The 16682-nt window shown below is 64.1% G+C and carries 17 protein-coding genes; 9 read left to right on the plus strand and 8 right to left on the minus strand.

The features are described 5' to 3' along the window. The first annotated feature begins 183 nt into the window (after window positions 1-183). Window positions 184-483, plus strand: coding sequence for a PilZ domain-containing protein (locus tag QE393_RS08550; protein ID WP_310043041.1), 300 nt, complete (start codon window positions 184-186; stop codon window positions 481-483). Between the two features lie 75 nt (window positions 484-558). Here the strand turns inward: QE393_RS08550 and QE393_RS08555 are convergent, their stop codons facing one another. After that, entirely contained in the window at window positions 559-1260 is a 702-nt protein-coding gene (locus QE393_RS08555; RefSeq protein WP_310043042.1) for a VacJ family lipoprotein, read from the minus strand. 144 nt (window positions 1261-1404) lie between these two features. On the opposite strand from QE393_RS08555, the gene QE393_RS08560 reads away from it, so the two are divergent. Then, window positions 1405-1674, plus strand: a complete 270-nt coding sequence (locus QE393_RS08560; RefSeq protein WP_007158392.1) for a DUF4404 family protein — start codon at window positions 1405-1407, stop codon at window positions 1672-1674. Here QE393_RS08560 and queF read toward each other — a convergent pair whose 3' ends face one another. The 3 genes from queF to QE393_RS08575 are packed head-to-tail and all read right to left on the minus strand — an operon-like array spanning window position 1675 to window position 4224. Further along, the gene (queF, locus tag QE393_RS08565) at window positions 1675-2502 is read right to left on the minus strand and encodes an NADPH-dependent 7-cyano-7-deazaguanine reductase QueF (protein ID WP_310043045.1); all 828 of its coding nucleotides are present in this window, start codon (window positions 2500-2502) and stop codon (window positions 1675-1677) included. A gap of 13 nt (window positions 2503-2515) precedes the next feature. Further along, the gene (locus tag QE393_RS08570; RefSeq protein WP_310043047.1) at window positions 2516-3295 is read right to left on the minus strand and encodes an ABC transporter permease; all 780 of its coding nucleotides are present in this window, start codon (window positions 3293-3295) and stop codon (window positions 2516-2518) included. Continuing rightward, the gene (locus QE393_RS08575; protein ID WP_273807324.1) at window positions 3292-4224 is read right to left on the minus strand and encodes an ABC transporter ATP-binding protein; all 933 of its coding nucleotides are present in this window, start codon (window positions 4222-4224) and stop codon (window positions 3292-3294) included. Before QE393_RS08575 ends, QE393_RS08570 begins: the two co-directional genes overlap by 4 nt. A gap of 142 nt (window positions 4225-4366) precedes the next feature. On the opposite strand from QE393_RS08575, the gene QE393_RS08580 reads away from it, so the two are divergent. Continuing rightward, window positions 4367-4777 carry a PA2817 family protein gene (locus QE393_RS08580; protein WP_273807323.1) on the plus strand — a complete coding sequence of 137 codons (411 nt, stop codon included), beginning with the start codon at window positions 4367-4369 and terminating at the stop codon, window positions 4775-4777. Window positions 4778-4835: 58 nt separating this feature from the next. On the opposite strand, the gene nfuA is transcribed toward QE393_RS08580, so the two are convergent. The 3 genes from nfuA to QE393_RS08595 all read right to left on the minus strand — a co-directional run bounded on the left by nfuA (window position 4836) and on the right by QE393_RS08595 (window position 7432). After that, complete coding sequence (nfuA, locus tag QE393_RS08585) at window positions 4836-5420, minus strand: Fe-S biogenesis protein NfuA (protein WP_133863080.1); 585 nt, start codon at window positions 5418-5420, stop codon at window positions 4836-4838. An 81-nt stretch (window positions 5421-5501) separates the two neighbouring features. After that, a complete protein-coding gene (locus QE393_RS08590) occupies window positions 5502-6467 on the minus strand; it encodes a diguanylate cyclase (RefSeq protein ID WP_273807322.1) in 966 nt (321 codons plus the stop codon). A 2-nt stretch (window positions 6468-6469) separates the two neighbouring features. Then, window positions 6470-7432: a response regulator gene (locus QE393_RS08595; protein ID WP_405046237.1), complete on the minus strand. Its 963-nt coding sequence runs from the start codon at window positions 7430-7432 to the stop codon at window positions 6470-6472. 266 nt (window positions 7433-7698) lie between these two features. Between QE393_RS08595 and metH the strand changes: the two genes are divergently transcribed. Continuing rightward, the gene (gene metH, locus QE393_RS08600; RefSeq protein WP_273807320.1) at window positions 7699-11415 is read left to right on the plus strand and encodes a methionine synthase; all 3717 of its coding nucleotides are present in this window, start codon (window positions 7699-7701) and stop codon (window positions 11413-11415) included. Window positions 11416-11508: 93 nt separating this feature from the next. Beyond that, complete coding sequence (locus tag QE393_RS08605; protein WP_273807319.1) at window positions 11509-12636, plus strand: PQQ-dependent sugar dehydrogenase; 1128 nt, start codon at window positions 11509-11511, stop codon at window positions 12634-12636. 35 nt (window positions 12637-12671) lie between these two features. Here the strand turns inward: QE393_RS08605 and QE393_RS08610 are convergent, their stop codons facing one another. Beyond that, window positions 12672-12974, minus strand: coding sequence for a DUF1883 domain-containing protein (locus QE393_RS08610; protein WP_133863084.1), 303 nt, complete (start codon window positions 12972-12974; stop codon window positions 12672-12674). Window positions 12975-13059: 85 nt separating this feature from the next. Between QE393_RS08610 and QE393_RS08615 the strand changes: the two genes are divergently transcribed. The 4 genes from QE393_RS08615 to efeU all read left to right on the plus strand — a co-directional run bounded on the left by QE393_RS08615 (window position 13060) and on the right by efeU (window position 16671). Continuing rightward, the gene (locus QE393_RS08615; protein WP_273807318.1) at window positions 13060-14088 is read left to right on the plus strand and encodes an RNA methyltransferase; all 1029 of its coding nucleotides are present in this window, start codon (window positions 13060-13062) and stop codon (window positions 14086-14088) included. A gap of 100 nt (window positions 14089-14188) precedes the next feature. Then, complete coding sequence (locus tag QE393_RS08620; RefSeq protein WP_273807317.1) at window positions 14189-14593, plus strand: 3-phosphoshikimate 1-carboxyvinyltransferase; 405 nt, start codon at window positions 14189-14191, stop codon at window positions 14591-14593. A 51-nt stretch (window positions 14594-14644) separates the two neighbouring features. After that, window positions 14645-15667 carry a twin-arginine translocation pathway signal protein gene (locus QE393_RS08625; RefSeq protein ID WP_310043048.1) on the plus strand — a complete coding sequence of 341 codons (1023 nt, stop codon included), beginning with the start codon at window positions 14645-14647 and terminating at the stop codon, window positions 15665-15667. 149 nt (window positions 15668-15816) lie between these two features. After that, on the plus strand, window positions 15817-16671 hold the full coding sequence (efeU, locus tag QE393_RS08630; RefSeq protein ID WP_310043050.1) for an iron uptake transporter permease EfeU: 855 nt from the start codon (window positions 15817-15819) through the stop codon (window positions 16669-16671). Window positions 16672-16682 lie beyond the last annotated feature (11 nt).

Consider the following 16682-nt stretch of genomic DNA (forward strand, 5'->3'; position numbering starts at 1 on the left):
GAACGGCAAACCGGCGGACACTATCCGACACGGGCCACGGTGATTACGACACGGCGGAGACACTACTCCCATCCACCGGGGCGTTCAAGCTTGCCAACCGGATGGAATTTCTTTACAGGGTGCCGTTATGGAGTTTATACCTCCAGCAACCCGTCATCCATCCTCCCAAGCAGTAGGATTGCCATGAGTACCATCGACCGTTCTTACAGTGAAAAGCGCGACTTCATTCGCATGCACGTCGACTCCAAGGCCGTCTTGAAGGTCGGCGACGCCTCCTTCGAGGCGCGCTGCGTCGATCTGTCCAGCACCGGCTTCCAGATCGAGGCCGCCACCAGCCTCCAGGTCGGCGACAAGGTCACCGTGCTCATCCCCTCCAGCCATGCCGAACTCCCCGGCCTGGAAGCCGATACCGAAGTCCTGCGCATCCAGGCGACGGACACCGGCAAGCAGCTGCTCGGCCTGTCCGTGCTGGAAATGCGCTAGACGCTCCGATCCCATAGACGATCCGATCCCAATAAAAAAGGCAGCCTACGGGCTGCCTTTTTTATTGGGCGGGGACTAGAAGTCGTCGACCACCTGGCCATCCTTGACCTTGAATTCGCGGGTCTGCAAATAGGCGTTGCGAATGAACACGTACTTGTCGCCGGTGATCAGGCGCTCGGCCTGCAGCAGACCGGCACGGGTGTCGACGGTGCTGAGGGCGAAGGCGCTGTTGCGCACGGCGACATCGTCGACATAAGGATAGGCGCTGGTGTAGCTGTCCGGAATGCGGCCGAGGCCGTCGCGCACGCTGCTGGGACCGAAGAACGGCAGCACCAGGTAGGGACCGCTGTTGGCGCCCCACTTGCCCAGGGTCTGGCCGAAATCTTCGTCGTTGCGCTGCAGACCAGCCTTGGTGGCCACATCGACCAGGCCGAGACCACCCAGGGTGGTATTCATCAGCAGGCGCGCGGTATCGACCCCGGCGTGCTCGACCTTGCCTTGCAGCAGGTCGTTGGCCAGGTTGCGCACGTCACCCAGGTTGTTGAAGAAGTTGCTCACGCCGGTCTGCACGAAGCCGGGCGTGAAGCGCTGATAGCCCTGGGCGACCGGCTTGAGGGCATAGGTGTCCAGGGTATCGTTGAACACGAAGATCTTGCGGTTGAAGCCTTCCCAGGGATCGGGATTCTCGGCTTCGGCCGCCATCGCCTGACCGGCAAACGTCAGGGTCGTTGCAAGGAGCGCTCCCCAGACCCTGGAACCACGTCGCTCGACCGTCATCGCTTCTCTCCTCGTTGCACTCAGACGCCTGAAAGGCGCCGATTATAGTCATAGCTTTGCCAGTTTGGCTTAGGGCCCGGCGCTGTGACTCGATCTTTGACCCAAGGTTGCGGTCAAAGAATCCGAACACAGGAGAAACGCCCCATGACCACCTCTCATCTGCAGGAACAACTCGACCACCTCCGCCACCAGCTGGACCAGGATCCGCCCGCCTCGCCCGAGGACCGGGAAGAACTGGAACTGCTGATCCGGGACATCGAATTCCAGCTGGCCAACGAAGACGCCACCCATACCCGGGATGGCAGCCTGGTGGAAGGCGTCAATCTGGCGGTGGAGCGCTTCGAGGTCAGTCACCCGACCATGGCCGGCACGCTCCGCTCGATCATGAACAGCCTGAGCAGCATGGGCATCTGATCACTGCCGGACGTAACGCTCCGCGGCGGGCTGGATGGCATCACTGCTTCGATAGGGATTGATGTCCAGTCCGCCACGCCGCACATAGCGGGCGAACACGGTCAGCTTCGCCGGCTTGAGCAGCCGCCACAGATCCAGATAGATGCGCTCGACACACTGCTCGTGGAAATCCGCATGCTGGCGGAAGGCGACCAGGTAGCACAGCAGACTGGCCGGTTCCAGCGCCAATCCCTCTTCATAGTCGATCACCACGGTACCCCAGTCCGGCTGGCCGGTGACCGGGCAGTTCGACTTGAGCAGGTGGCTGTAAAATCTCTGACCATCCCGCGCTTCACCCACGCTCAGCAGTTCCGCCTGCGGGTGGGCGTAGCGATCCACGCTGATATCCAGATCATCGACGCACTGGCCAGCGGGGCGTTGCACACCCCGTGCCGTCCAGTCATCCAGGGACACCAGGCTGACACCGACGGTACCGCCGGCTGCGGCGCTCAGGTCCCTGACCAGTACGGCTTCGAGTTCGGCCAGGCTGGCGAACACCGACTGGTTCAGGGAGTTGAGGTACAGCTTGAAGGACTTGGACTCGATGATGTTCGGCGAATCGGCCGGGATGGCGAACTCGCCAATGGCCACCACCGGCTTGCCAGACGGCAGCAGCCAGGACAGCTCATAGCAGGTCCAGACGTCCACGCCGCGAAACGGCAGGTTCTGCCCGTCCAGGCCCAGTTCCGCCCACTTGGGCGCGCGCGGGATCGGATACAGCAGCGACGGAGCGTACTGGCTGACGTATTCGGTGCTTTTGCCCAGGGGCGATTGTTCTACGCTATGCATGACGCTCTGACACTCAATGACGCATGCCGCGCCCGCTCACGAGCAGGCGGATGCTGACCAGATAAAGCACGACCACGGCGAACAGCATGAAGGCGATCGCCACCCCGATGCGGATGTCGGATACCCCGAGGATGCCGTAGCGGAAGGCGTTGACCATGTGCAGGATCGGATTGATCAGGGACACCTTCTGCCAGAAGGCCGGCAGCAGGTCGATGGAGTAGAAGACCCCGCCCAGGTAGGTCAGCGGCGTCAGCACGAAGGTCGGCACGATGGAGATGTCGTCGAAGTTGCGCGCGTAGACGGCGTTGATGAAACCGCCCAGGGCGAAGATCGCTGCAGTAAGGATGATCACCAGCAGCATGATGCCCAGGTGGTGCACCTGCATGTGGGTGAAGAACAGCGACAGCACGCTGACGATGGCGGCCACGGCCAGGCCGCGCAGGATGCCGCCCATGGCATAGCCGATGAGGACGACGTGCGGCGATACCGGCGAGACCAGCAATTCTTCCACCGAGCGCTGGAATTTGCTGCTGAAGAAGCTGGAGACCACGTTGCTGTAGGCGTTGGTGATCACCGACATCATGATCAGGCCCGGCACGATGTACTGCATGTAGGTGAAGCCACCCATACCACCGATGCGATTGCCGATCAGATTACCGAAGATCACGAAGTACAGGACCATGGTGATCGCCGGGGGCAGCAGCGTCTGCGCCCAGATGCGGGTGAATCGGCGCACTTCGCGATGGACGATGGTCCGCAGCGCCACCATGTTGGCTTGGAATTCGGTACTCATCGGGCGACCTTGGCTAGATTCTTTTCCACCAGGGAGACGAACAGCTCTTCCAGGCGATTGGCTTTGTTTCTCAGGCTCTGCACCTGGATGCCGGCGGCGTCCAGCTGGCGGAACAGGGCGTTGACCCCGCTGGCCTTGTCGATCTGCACCTCGAAGGAGTGATCGCCCAGCAGCTTGGCCGGATAGCCGTCCAGCTGCGGCGCTACCGTCAACGGCTGGACCACGTCGACGATGAAGGTCTCGACATTGAGCTTCTGCAGCAGCTTGCGCATGCTGGTGTGCTCCACCAGCTCGCCATGGTCGATGATGGCGATGTTGCGACAGAGGTGCTCCGCCTCTTCCAGGTAGTGGGTGGTGAGGATGATGCTGGTCCCCTGCTTGTTCAGCTCGGTGAGGAAACCCCACATGGAGCGGCGCAGTTCGATGTCGACCCCGGCGGTGGGTTCGTCGAGGATCAGCAGGCGCGGCTTGTGGATCAGGGCGCGGGCGATCATCAGACGGCGCTTCATGCCGCCGGAGAGCATGCGCGACGGCGTATCGCGCTTGTCCCACAGCCCGAGCTGGGTCAGGTACTCCTCGGCGCGTTCACCGGCGATGCGTGCCGGGATGCCGTAGTAGCCCGCCTGGGTCACCACGATGTCGAAGGCTTTCTCGAACTGGTTGAAATTGAATTCCTGGGGCACCACGCCGAGGCAGCGCTTGAGGCCTGCCGGATCCTTGTCCAGGTCGTTGCCGAACACCGACACCTCACCGCCCGACTTGTTGACCAGGGTCGAGAGGATTCCGATGGTGGTCGACTTGCCCGCTCCGTTCGGACCGAGCAGCGCGAAGAAATCACCTTCGACCACATCGAGGTCGATGCCCTTGAGGGCGGTGAAGCCGTTGTTGTAGGTCTTGGTCAGACCGCGAATGGAGAGAGCTAGACTCATGTGCCTCCCGGCAAGAACTGATTCGCAAAGAAAAGTGCTACTTCCTATAACCCCGGCGAAGGGCAAAGGTTCGATCCTAGTCGAACCAGACAACGTCGGACAGTGCCCCTATACTGCGCAGCCGCTTTTTCAGGAGACATCCATGGCCACTTCCTATCTCGACCACCACGTTGCCCTCCTCGCCCAGTTGCGTGCGCTCCTGGCCGACGTCGGCACGGCCGAGCAGGTGCCGTCGGAAAATCACGCGCTGTTCCTCGACCGCTTCGACGAGCTGGTCGCCGGCCTGCCGCAGGCGCCCGAAGAATACGCCTATCTCGGCCAGGACCTGCTCAGCCAGATCTTCAGCCGCTATCCGCAGATCGCCCACCGGGTACCGCGCGACCTACTGTGGTTCTTTGGCGGCGATTGCCTGCACTTCATGCCGGACGAAGAGCTGGCGCTCTATCAGCGACTGGACGAGCGTCGTCACGACGCGGAGTCCCGCGACGAAGTCTTCGACTGGGCGCAGGAACAGCGCCTGATGGCCCTGCCGGCTGACGCCGCGCGCCACTGAAACGCCGAAGGGCTATCGAACCGGTCGATAGCCCTTCGTAACCGCAAAACGCTCTACTCTAGTAGTAGGCGTTTTCGCGGTTGGTGTGGTCGGTGACGTCGCGCACGGCGGTGAGCTCGGGGATCCGCTCCAGCAGGGTGCGCTCGACGCCATCCTTGAGGGTCAGATCGACCTGACCACAGCCCTGGCAGCCGCCACCGAAACGCAGCACGGCCACGTTGTCGTCGACGATGTCCACCAGGCTGACCATGCCACCGTGGCTGGCGAGCCCCGGATTGATCTCGGTCTGCAGGTAGTAGTCGACGCGCTCGTTGAGCGGGCTGTCCTCGTTGACCATCGGCACCTTGGCGTTGGGCGCCTTGATGGTCAGCTGGCCACCCATACGGTCGGTGGCGTAGTCCACCAGGGCGTCTTCGAGGAAGGGCTGGCTGATGGCATCGAGGTAGGCGGTAAAGCTCTTCAACCCTACGGGCTGGTCATCGGGCTTCTCTTCGCCGGGCTTGCAATAGGCGATGCAGGTCTCGGCGTACTGGGTGCCGGGCTGGGTAATGAAGATGCGGATACCGATCCCGGGGGTGTTCTGCTTTTCCAACAGGTCGGCCAGGTAATCCTGAGCCGCGTCGGTAATCGTGATGGCGCTCATGGTCACTCCTCAACAGGTGTTCCAAGTTTACGCCACCCCACCCCGCGACGAAAGCCCTAGTGAAACAGTCGGATAATCGTCTCAGTCGAGCCGCTGCACGAAACTGGTCACCCGGTTGCGCCCGGCGTGCTTGGACTCGTAGAGCGCCTTGTCCGCCTGCTGGATCATCTGCTCGTGATTGCCCAGGGGCACCGACAGATCGGTGAGGCCGATACTAATGGTGAAGGCGATGGGCGTTCCCAGCACATCGAGACGCATCGCCTCCACGGCCTCGCGCAGGCGCTCGGCAAGCAGCCGCGCGCCTTCCACGCCGGTGTCGAGCAGCACCACGCCGAATTCCTCGCCACCGTAGCGCCCGGCGATGTCGGCATTGCGCACATGGGTCTTGATCACCGCGGCCAACGCCTTGATCGCCTGGTCGCCGACGGCGTGGCCGTGGGTATCGTTGATGCGCTTGAAGTGATCGATGTCGAGCATCATCAGCGCCAGGCGGCCGCCATAGCGCTGGTGCCGGGCGAATTCCTCGGTGAGGCGCTCTTCCCAGTAGCCGCGATTGGCCAGCCCGGTGAGGCGATCGGTACGCGACAGCTCCTGCAGCTTGTCGTTGGAAAGCTCCAGTTGCCGCTTGTTGATGGCGACATCGGTGACGTCGTAGATCACCACGCAGATATGGGCGATGGCCCCGGTGGAATCGCGCAGCGGCAGCAGGGTCACGTTCTGGTACATGAAGGCTTCCACGCCGGTGATCGGCTGGTAGCTCTTGAAGTGGACCAGGTAGGGTCGCTGTTCCCAGATGGAAAAGGCCCGGGTGCCCAGCAGCACAACGCTCTCGGCCTTGGCGCGAAACCAGGCTTCGTCGATCTCGGCGAAGACGGCGAACAGCGACTGCTGGCTGACCTCGCTCAGGATCCGCCCGGAATGGTTTTCCATGAAGCTGTTCCAGACCTCGATGCGGTAGTCGAGATCCAGCACCACCACGCCGACATCGATGTTCTGCACGATGTCCAGCAACCAGTGGAGTTCGTTGATATCGATCTGTGCGGCCATGCTCAACTCATCAGGTAGCCGATCTTGCGGGTGATGCGTTTCACCGAATCCTCGGTGAACAGCAGCAGCAGATCGAAGTGGACGTTATGGCCTTCCAGGCTGTAGCTGAGTTCGACCGCCAGGGTCTTCTTCCAGCGCGTCCTGTTGACGACGATAAGTTCGTCGATGGACGCATGATGACCGAGGATGGTCGGGTGGCCCTGGGAAAAGCGGATGTCGAACTGTTCGGCGATGCCGGCCAGGCAGGCGCCGATGATAATGCTCGACAGGTCCAGCAGCATCTCGATGTCGCCGGACTCCCCCGCCTCGCGCCAGCGCACCAGCTGGGCCATGTCGTCGAATTCGGAATCATGGAAGATCAGCAACGCCTCGCCGGCGATGCCCTCGCCGATGTAGCCCTGGCAGACCGCACTGAGGCGATCCTCGCGCTGGGCGTCCACCAGCGTCATGTGCAGTTCGCTGACTTCAAGGATATTGACGTTGGGAATCGGCAGCTGGACGAAGACATTCAGCGCCTTGGCCAGCAGCGCCCCGGCACGGCCCATGGAAACGTTGACCACCTCGCGGAAGGCATCGCGGAAACTGACCTCAAGCTCGGGGCGCGGGACGGGCTCCGCCGGCACTGCCGGATTGGGGCTGTAGAGGCCGTGGCGCGCGAGCACCGCGGCCAGTTCGGCGGGATCGGCGGGCTTGCGCAGGAAGTCCAGCGCGCCCAGTTCACGCACCCGGGCCACCGCCTGCTCCTGGACGTCGCCGGAGACGACGATCACCTTGACCGCCAGGCCTTCGTTGCGGATGGCCGCCAGGGTGCCATAGCCATCCAGGATCGGCATGGTCAGGTCCAGCAGCATCACCTGGCCCAGACCCTGGCGCAGCGCCGTGAGGGCTTCCTCGCCGTTGGTGGCCTGGGTGATGGATACCGCCCAGCCTTCAGGCAGGGAGCGAACCAGCTGCTTGCGCGCCATGTTCGAGTCGTCGCATATCACCAGAGGAATCACGGCCACCTTCCATGACGCAGTTTTGACGCACAGTAAACGTCGGTCATCTGTCAGTAAAGCAGCACTTCGAGGGCTTGCCCATCGGCCGCTCTAGAACGTCAGACGTTTACGCCATGAAAGACTCGCCGACCCTGCATGAGCGCTGTTCATCATGGCCCGCCGCCAATGCCGGAGCAGCTGCCGGCTTTTGCTATGCTGCCACCCTTTGTCCAGCGTCTCTTCATCTCTGTGGAATGCCCATGACCGATCGCAGCTCTCGCCTCGCCGCCCTCCGCCACGCCCTCGCGCAGCGCATCCTCATCCTCGACGGCGGCATGGGCACCATGATCCAGAGCTATCGGCTGGAGGAAGCGGACTACCGCGGCGAGCGCTTCGCCGACTGGCCAAGTGACGTCAAGGGCAACAACGACCTCTTGCTGCTGACCCAGCCGCGGATCATCGCCGAGATCGAAAAGGCCTACCTGGACGCCGGCGCCGACATCCTCGAGACCAACACCTTTAATGCCACCCGCGTCTCCCAGGCCGACTACGGCATGGAGGAGATCACCTACGAACTGAACCTGGCCGGCGCCCGGGTCGCCCGTGAAGTGGCCGATGCCAAGACCCTGGAGACCCCGGATCGGCCACGCTTCGTCGCCGGGGTGCTCGGCCCGACCAGTCGGACCTGCTCCATCTCTCCGGACGTCAACAATCCCGGCTACCGCAACGTCACCTTCGATGTGCTGGTGGAGAACTACACCGAGGCCACCCGTGGCCTGATCGAAGGCGGCGCCGACCTCATCCTGATCGAGACCATCTTCGACACCCTCAACGCCAAGGCGGCGATCTTCGCCGTCCAGGGCGTATTCGAGGAGGTCGGCATCGAGCTGCCGATCATGATCTCCGGCACCATCACCGACGCCTCCGGCCGTACCCTGTCGGGCCAGACCACCGAAGCCTTCTGGAACTCGGTGCGCCACGCCCAGCCGCTTTCCGTGGGCCTCAACTGCGCCCTGGGGGCCAAGGAACTGCGGCCCTACGTCGAGGAACTGGCGACCAAGGCCGACACCTTCGTCTCCGCCCACCCCAATGCCGGCCTGCCCAATGCCTTCGGCGAATACGACGAAAGCCCCGAGCAGATGGCGGCGGTGGTCGAGGAATTCGCCGCCAGCGGCCTGCTCAACATCGTCGGCGGCTGCTGCGGCACGACGCCGGCGCATATTCAGGCCATCGCCGAGGCGGTCGGCAAGCATGCGCCGCGCCCGTTGCCGGAAATTCCCAAGGCCTGCCGCCTCTCCGGCCTGGAACCCTTCACCATCAGCCGCGAGTCGCTGTTCGTCAACGTCGGCGAGCGCACCAACATCACCGGCTCGGCCAAGTTCGCCCGCCTGATCCGCGAAGAGAATTACGCCGAGGCCCTGGAAGTGGCCCAGCAACAGGTGGAAGCCGGCGCCCAGGTCATCGACATCAACATGGACGAGGGCATGCTGGATTCGAAGGCGGCCATGGTCACCTTCCTCAACCTGATCGCCTCCGAGCCGGACATCTCCCGGGTGCCGATCATGATCGACTCCTCCAAGTGGGAGGTGATCGAGGCCGGGCTCAAGTGCATCCAGGGCAAGGGCATCGTCAATTCCATCTCCATGAAGGAAGGCGTCGAGTCCTTCATCCATCACGCCAGGCTGTGCAAGAGATACGGCGCGGCGGTGGTGGTCATGGCCTTCGATGAAGACGGCCAGGCCGACACCGAGGCGCGCAAGAACGAGATCTGCGCGCGCTCCTACGACATCCTGGTCAACCAGGTCGGCTTCCCGCCGGAAGACATCATCTTCGACCCCAACATCTTCGCCGTGGCGACCGGGATCGAGGAGCACAACAACTACGCGGTCGACTTCATCAACGCCTGCGCCTATATCCGCGACAACCTGCCCTACGCCCTGACCTCGGGCGGCGTGTCCAACGTCTCCTTCTCCTTCCGCGGCAACAACCCGGTGCGCGAGGCCATCCACTCGGTCTTTCTCTACCACGCCATCCAGAACGGCCTGACCATGGGCATCGTCAATGCCGGCCAGCTGGAGATCTACGACGAGATCCCGGCCGCGCTGCGCGAGCGGGTCGAGGACGTGGTGCTCAACCGCACCCCGGCCGGCACCGATGCCCTGCTGGCCATCGCCGACGACTACAAGGGCGGCGGTGCCGTCAAGGAAGCCGAAACCGAGGAGTGGCGCGGCCTGCCTGTGGGCAAGCGGCTGGAGCATGCGCTGGTCAAGGGCATCACCACCTATATCGTCGAGGACACCGAGGAGTGCCGCCAGCAGTGCGCGCGCCCCATCGAGGTCATCGAAGGTCCGCTGATGAGCGGCATGAACGTGGTCGGCGACCTGTTCGGCTCGGGCAAGATGTTCCTGCCCCAGGTGGTCAAGTCCGCCCGGGTGATGAAGCAGGCGGTGGCCCACCTGATCCCCTTCATCGAGGCGGAGAAAGGCGACAAGCCCGAGGCAAAGGGCAAGATCCTCATGGCCACGGTCAAGGGCGACGTCCACGACATCGGCAAGAACATCGTCGGCGTGGTGCTGGGTTGCAACGGCTATGACATCGTCGACCTGGGCGTCATGGTCCCGGCGGAAAGGATCCTGCAGACCGCCATCGCCGAGAAGTGCGACATCATCGGCCTGTCCGGCCTGATCACCCCCTCGCTGGACGAGATGGTCCACGTCGCCAAGGAAATGCAGCGCCAGGGCTTCAGCCTGCCGCTGATGATCGGTGGCGCCACGACCTCCAAGGCCCATACCGCGGTCAAGATCGAGCCGCAGTACAGGAACGATGCCGTGGTGTATGTCACTGACGCTTCCCGCGCCGTGGGCGTGGCTACCCAGCTGCTGTCCAAGGAACTCAAGGCCGGCTTCGTCGAGCGTACCCGCGCCGACTACGTCGAGGTCCGCGAGCGCACCGCCAACCGCAGCGCCCGCACCGAACGCCTCTCCTACGAAAAGGCCGTGGCCAACAAGCCGGCCTTCAACTGGCTCGGCTACAAGGCACCCAAACCGACCTTTACCGGTGCCCGGGTGCTGGAAGACATCGACCTGGCGGTACTGGCCGAATACATCGACTGGACCCCCTTCTTCATCTCCTGGGACCTGGCCGGCAAGTATCCGCGCATCCTCACCGACGAGGTGGTGGGCGAAGCGGCCACCGCGCTGTTCCACGACGCCCAGGCCATGCTCAGCAAGCTGATCGACGAGAGGCTGATCAAGGCCCGTGCCGTGTTCGGCTTCTGGCCGGCCAATCAGGTGCGCGACGACGACCTGGAAGTCTATGGCGAGGACGGCCGGCCGCTGGCCACCCTGCACCACCTGCGCCAGCAGACCATCAAGCCCGAGGGCAAGCCCAACCTGTCCCTGGCCGACTTCGTCGCGCCCAGGGAGAGCGGCGTCACCGACTACATGGGTGGCTTCATCGTCACCGCGGGCATCGGCGCCGAAGAGCTGGCCAAGGATTACGAGCGCAAGGGCGACGACTACAACTCGATCATGGTGAAGGCCCTGGCCGACCGCCTTGCCGAGGCCTGCGCCGAATGGCTGCACGAGCAGGTGCGCAAGGAGCACTGGGGCTATGCCGCGGACGAGACCCTGGACAACGAGGCCTTGATCCGCGAGCAGTACAAGGGCATCCGCCCTGCTCCCGGCTACCCGGCCTGCCCCGATCACACCGAGAAGGCCACCCTGTTCAAGCTGCTGGATCCCGGGGCCAGCTTCAACGAGGCCGGTCGCAGCGGCGTCTTCCTCACAGAGCACTACGCCATGTTCCCCGCCGCCGCCGTGAGCGGCTGGTACTTCGCCCATCCCGAGGCCCAGTACTTCGCCGTGGGCAAGATCGACAGGGATCAGGTGGGCAGCTACACCGAGCGCAAGGGCCAGGAGCTGGCGGTGACGGAGCGGTGGCTGGCGCCGAATCTGGGGTACGACAACTAGCCTGGCAGACGCCTCAGGTAACAAAAACGCGGCCCTTTTCGCGGGCGTCCCTACTAGGGTGTAGGGACTTCCATCGACGAGGACCGCGTGCCCATGAAAGGCCTTACCCTAGCCGCCGGCAGTCTCCTGCTCGGTCTCGCCACCCTGAATGCCAGTGCCGCGCCCCAGGTCCTGAGTGAAGCTCAATGGCCCTTCACCGCCACGCCACGGGCCACCCTGGATGCGCCCTGGGCCCTCGCCTTCCTGCCCGACGGCACCGCGCTAGTCACCGAGAAAGGCGGCGTCCTCAAGCACCTGAACGTACAGACCGGCAAGGCCCAGGACATCAGCGGTGTGCCCAAGGTGGTCGCCGCCGGCCAGGGCGGGCTGGGCGATGTCATCCTGCATCCCCAATACGCCAGCAACGGGCTGATCTACCTGAGCTATGCCGAAGCGAGTGAGGACGGCACCCAGGGTGCTGCCGTGGCGCGGGCCAAGCTGACCTTGAAAGAAGACGGCAGTGGTTCGCTCGGCGAGCTCAGGGTGATCTGGCGGCAGACGCCCAAGGTCACTGGCAACGGGCACTATGGCCATCGCATGAGGTTCGGCCCGGACGGCAAGCTGTGGATCACCTCGGGTGAGCGGCAGAAATTCACCCCGGCCCAGGACATGAGCGGCAACCTGGGCAAGCTCATCCGCCTCAACGACGATGGCAGCACGCCTGCGGACAATCCCTTCGCCCAGCAGGGCGGCGTGGCGGCACAGGTCTGGTCGCTCGGCCACCGTAACCCGCTGGGCATCGCCTTCGATGCCCAGGGCCGGCTGTGGGAACAGGAAATGGGTCCCCAGGGCGGTGACGAGCTGAACCTGATCCAGCGCGGCGGCAACTACGGCTATCCCGAGGTCTCCAACGGCGACCACTACGGCGGCAAGCCGATCCCGGATCATTCCACTCGCCCGGAATTCGTTCCGCCAAAGATTACCTGGACGCCAGTGATCTCACCGGCCGGATTGATGATCTACGAGGGCAGCCGCTTCCCCGCCTGGAAGGGCAACGCCTTCATCGGCGGGCTGTCGTCCAAGGCGCTGGTGCGGATCGAACTCAAGGGCGAAGAGGCTCGCGAAGTGGAGCGCTATGCCATGGGCACGCGCATCCGCGACGTCGAGGAAGGCCCCAACGGCAGTCTCTGGATCCTGGAAGACGGTGCCAAGGCACGGCTGCTGGAGTTGCAGCCGAAATAGCCACCAGGATCACCCAGGGACGGGTGACCGCGGTCTCAACGCAGCTCGGAAGGCGAGCGACGGACGATCTTGATCGAATGCTTGATCTCGGGCTTGCGGGTCACGCTGATCGGCCGCTTGGTGACGGTGTCCAGGGTGATGTTCCAGAAGCCGGTACTGGGTACCGTGATTCGCGCCGGAAAGGTATCGAAGGCACCGCCGTGGTAGGAGTGGCGGCCACCGTTCTTGAAGCTGCGGAAATTGGCATCGTTCATCAGGCGGATGTTGCACACCCCCGAACTCTGGATGACGACCAGGTCGCCCTCGTTGAGATGCTCGCGCTGGTGGATGAACTTCATGACGGGTCCTCGTCTTGCAAAGGACTAGGATAGCATCCCTGCCCTGTCCTATTATCGCCGCCCGCCCTCGACCGGCCCTTTTCCCATGCGTATTTCCGATGTCGTCCAGTTGCTCGCCGATGCCGGCGCCAAGCCCAAGCACAGTGCCCGGATCCTGCGTGCCTGGTGCCAGGGGCTGCCCCTGGACACCGGCACCCGGCGGCAGCAGGCGGAGAACTTCCTGCCGCTGGACGTACGCAACGCCATCCCGGCGCTGACCGAGCGCCTGGAGGGGCTGGCGCGGGTCACCTCGGCACATCCCGGTGCCGACGGTTCGGCGCGGATGCTGGTGACCCTGGGCGATGGCCAGGCGGTGGAAAGCGTGCTGCTGCCGCGCGACGGACTCTGCGTGTCGTCCCAGGTGGGCTGCGCGGTAGGCTGCGTCTTCTGCATGACCGGCAAGAGCGGCCTCCTGCGCCAGGTGGGCAGCGCCGAGATCGTCGCCCAGGTCGCCCTGGCGCGACGCATCAGGGCGGTTAAGAAGGTGGTCTTCATGGGCATGGGCGAGCCGGCACACAACCTGGACAACGTGCTGGAGGCCATCGACCTGCTGGGCACCGCCGGCGGTATCGGTCATCGCAACCTGGTGTTTTCCACCGTCGGCGATCCGCGGGTGTTCGAACGACTGCCCCAACAGACGGTCAGGCCGGCCCTGGCGCTGTCGTTGCACAGCACCAATACCGAGCGTCGGGCCCGTCTGCTGCCCAAGGCGCCTCGCTACGAACCGGGCGAGCTGATCGAACAGGGTGAAGCCTATGCCCGACTGATCGGCTATCCGATCCAGTACCAGTGGACGCTGCTCGCCGGCATCAACGACAGCCAGGACGAGATGGACGAATTGCTGCGACTGATGAAGGGCAAGTACGGCGTGCTCAACCTCATTCCCTACAACAGCCTGGAAGTGGACGACTACCAGCGCCCCGACGGCGAGCGCATCGTACAGATCGTCCGCTACCTGCACAGCCGCGGCCTGCTGACCAAGGTGCGCAATTCCGCAGGCCAGGATGTCGATGGCGGTTGTGGCCAGTTGCGCGCCCGGGCGGAGGTGCTGCGCCCCGTACGCGTCGGCGCCTGACCGATCATCCTGCGCGTGGCCCCGCCCATCAGTTGCGGCTGAACGCCAGGCCGGGCGCCCCCTCAGAGTGCACTCGCACCATTCAGAGGGAAGCTTTTCCATGCAGGATCGCATCAAACGCCACGACCCCTTCATCGCCGGTCTGAAGGAACGCCTGCCCGAAGAGCTGCGTGAATCCTTTACCGACGAGCAGCTGGAAGCCCTCAAACTGGCTTTCGGCACCCGCAGCTGGGGCAAGCACAGCGTCGATCTGCGCGGCACCGTCAAGTTCTGGCACCGCCGTTACTACTTCGTCTTCCTCGCCGGTCGCAACTACCGTCAACTCTCGCGCCTGGAGCAGGAATTGTCCCTGCTCGGCAAGGCCACGGTGCTGGCGGTGATCCTGCTGGCCTGCGGCCTCGTGGGTCTGCTGCTGCTCTATCTGCTCAAGTCCGCGCTGGGCATCGACATCTTTCCCGACTACTCCTTCGGAGTTTGGACCTGGTTCAAGGGTCTATTCGAGTAGCACGGATTCGCTCGACCCTGGCAGGGAGGCTTGCCCCTTGGGAGACCGTCCATGCCCCACCTGAATCGCCGTCAGACACTCGGCCTGCTGGCTGCCAGTGCCGCCCTGCCCCTGCTGGGCGGCTATCCGCTCCACGCCTTCGCAGCGGGCGATGAATACCTCGCCCTGGTCGAGAAGGAAGCTCCCGGCATCGGCTTCTATCGCCTGGCCGATGGCAAGCGCGTCGGCAGCCTGGAATTGCCCGAGCAACCCCATGAGATCGTCGCCGACCGCCAGGGTCGCTATGCCTATGTCGGCCAGTATGGCGTCAAGAGCTGGCAGGCGCCTGGCGAGGGCGGCCACCAGGTCAGCGTGATAGATCTCGCCGAACGCCGCCTGGTGAGGTCCATCGACCTGTCGCCCTATCACCGCCTGCACGGCATGCGCCTGGACGACCAGGGTCGCCTCTATGTGCTCAGCGAGACCGACTCGCTGCTCATCCGCTTCGATCGCCCCGCCAATGCCGAATCGCCCAGCCAGATCGTCCCGGTCGGCGGCACTCGCAGCCACTACTTCGTACTGACCCGTGACGGCCGCCGCGCCTATGTCGCGGACACCTTGAGCGGCCTGGTGATCCTGGTGGACGCGCACAATCCCGCCGTGCTGCCGGTGAAGAAATATCTCGGCCAGGCGCCGGAGGGCTGCTGCCTGAGTCCGGACGAGCGTACCTTCTATGTACTCGACCGTTTCGCCGGCATCCTCCATGCGCTGGATGCCCGCGACCTGGCGCCGATCCGCCAGATCAAGCTGCGTGGCGAAGCGGTACGGGTAGCCGCCCTGCCCGATGGCCGCCTGCTGGTTTCCAATCTGGCGGACAAGAGTCTTTCGCTGCTGCGGCCCGACACCCTCGCCGAAGTGGCCTATCTGCCCATGGGCAGCGCGGTGCCCGGACTCAACCTCGATCCCCGCGGCGAGCGGCTGTTCGCGGCGCTGGAAGACAACCAGCTGGCAGTGGTCGATCTGCGCAACTGGCGGGAGATCCGTCGCTTCGCCACCGGCAAGGCACCGGATACCGCCGTGGTCTTCCAGGCCTGACGCGCGCCTGCACCCCGATCCGCTGCCAACCAGTCGGCGGATCCACAACGCACGAGAATCATCCGCATTTAACAATCCGAATCATTGTGATACAAATCACCGACCTCCGGGCGCCTCTGCGCCCTTAGCTTCCGTCGGTGATAGCTTTCATGCTCGTTCCCTTTCTGATCATGCTCCGCGAAGGCATCGAAGCGGCGCTCATCGTTGGCATCATCGCCAGCTATCTGCAGCGCACCGGGCGTGGCCACTGGATGCCCGCCGTATGGATCGGTGTGATGCTGGCCGCCGCCCTGTCCCTGTTCGTGGGCGCCGGGCTGCAACTGGCCAGCGCCGAATTCCCGCAGCGTCAGCAGGAACTGTTCGAAGCGGTAGTCGGGCTGGCGGCCACGGCCATCCTCACCTCCATGGTGTTCTGGATGCGCAAGGCAGCGCGCTCGATCAAGACCGAACTGCACGACTCCCTGGAAAACGCCCTGTCCGCCTCGCGCAACCAGGTCTATGCCCTGATCGGCATGGTCTTCCTGGCGGTGGCCCGCGAGGGCCTGGAAACCGTGTTCTTCCTGCTCGCCATCTTCCAGCAGAGCGCCGGCCCCGGTGCGCCCCTGGGGGCCCTGCTGGGCCTGATCATCGCCATCGCGGTGGGCTACGGCCTCTATACCGGCGGCGTGCGACTGAACCTGGGCAAGTTCTTTCGCTTCACCGGCCTGTTCATCCTCTTCGTCGCGGCCGGCCTGTTCACCAACTCGGTCAAGGCGCTGCATGAAGCCGGCCTGTGGAATTCGCTGCAGCAGGTGCTGTTCGACTGGAGCCACGTGCTGCCCGCCGACGGCCCGGTCGGCACGGTGCTGGCCGGCATGTTCGGCTACCAGGACACCCCGACCGTGAGCACCCTCGGCGCCTATCTGCTGTTCCTGGCGGTCACCCTGCCACTGTTCTTCCGCACCCCGGCGCCGCCCCAGCGCCCCGCCATAACCTCCCCTACCTCGCTGGAGCGCCCGTCTTGAACAACGCCAAC

Origin of the sequence: Pseudomonas sp. SORGH_AS_0211, from assembly GCF_031453455.1 — a bacterium.
GTDB lineage: Bacteria > Pseudomonadota > Gammaproteobacteria > Pseudomonadales > Pseudomonadaceae > Chryseomonas > Chryseomonas aestiva.

What these genes read in the sequence shown, in the direction of transcription:
- QE393_RS08550 (WP_310043041.1), top strand. Translation starts at nt 184, where the DNA reads ATGAGTACCATCGACCGTTCTTACAGTGAAAAGCGCGACTTCATTCGC.
- QE393_RS08555 (WP_310043042.1), bottom strand. Translation starts at nt 1,260, where the DNA reads ATGACGGTCGAGCGACGTGGTTCCAGGGTCTGGGGAGCGCTCCTTGCA.
- QE393_RS08560 (WP_007158392.1), top strand. Translation starts at nt 1,405, where the DNA reads ATGACCACCTCTCATCTGCAGGAACAACTCGACCACCTCCGCCACCAG.
- queF (WP_310043045.1), bottom strand. Translation starts at nt 2,502, where the DNA reads ATGCATAGCGTAGAACAATCGCCCCTGGGCAAAAGCACCGAATACGTC.
- QE393_RS08570 (WP_310043047.1), bottom strand. Translation starts at nt 3,295, where the DNA reads ATGAGTACCGAATTCCAAGCCAACATGGTGGCGCTGCGGACCATCGTC.
- QE393_RS08575 (WP_273807324.1), bottom strand. Translation starts at nt 4,224, where the DNA reads ATGAGTCTAGCTCTCTCCATTCGCGGTCTGACCAAGACCTACAACAAC.
- QE393_RS08580 (WP_273807323.1), top strand. Translation starts at nt 4,367, where the DNA reads ATGGCCACTTCCTATCTCGACCACCACGTTGCCCTCCTCGCCCAGTTG.
- nfuA (WP_133863080.1), bottom strand. Translation starts at nt 5,420, where the DNA reads ATGAGCGCCATCACGATTACCGACGCGGCTCAGGATTACCTGGCCGAC.
- QE393_RS08590 (WP_273807322.1), bottom strand. Translation starts at nt 6,467, where the DNA reads ATGGCCGCACAGATCGATATCAACGAACTCCACTGGTTGCTGGACATC.
- QE393_RS08595 (WP_405046237.1), bottom strand. Translation starts at nt 7,432, where the DNA reads ATGGCGCGCAAGCAGCTGGTTCGCTCCCTGCCTGAAGGCTGGGCGGTA.
- metH (WP_273807320.1), top strand. Translation starts at nt 7,699, where the DNA reads ATGCCCATGACCGATCGCAGCTCTCGCCTCGCCGCCCTCCGCCACGCC.
- QE393_RS08605 (WP_273807319.1), top strand. Translation starts at nt 11,509, where the DNA reads ATGAAAGGCCTTACCCTAGCCGCCGGCAGTCTCCTGCTCGGTCTCGCC.
- QE393_RS08610 (WP_133863084.1), bottom strand. Translation starts at nt 12,974, where the DNA reads ATGAAGTTCATCCACCAGCGCGAGCATCTCAACGAGGGCGACCTGGTC.
- QE393_RS08615 (WP_273807318.1), top strand. Translation starts at nt 13,060, where the DNA reads ATGCGTATTTCCGATGTCGTCCAGTTGCTCGCCGATGCCGGCGCCAAG.
- QE393_RS08620 (WP_273807317.1), top strand. Translation starts at nt 14,189, where the DNA reads ATGCAGGATCGCATCAAACGCCACGACCCCTTCATCGCCGGTCTGAAG.
- QE393_RS08625 (WP_310043048.1), top strand. Translation starts at nt 14,645, where the DNA reads ATGCCCCACCTGAATCGCCGTCAGACACTCGGCCTGCTGGCTGCCAGT.
- efeU (WP_310043050.1), top strand. Translation starts at nt 15,817, where the DNA reads ATGCTCGTTCCCTTTCTGATCATGCTCCGCGAAGGCATCGAAGCGGCG.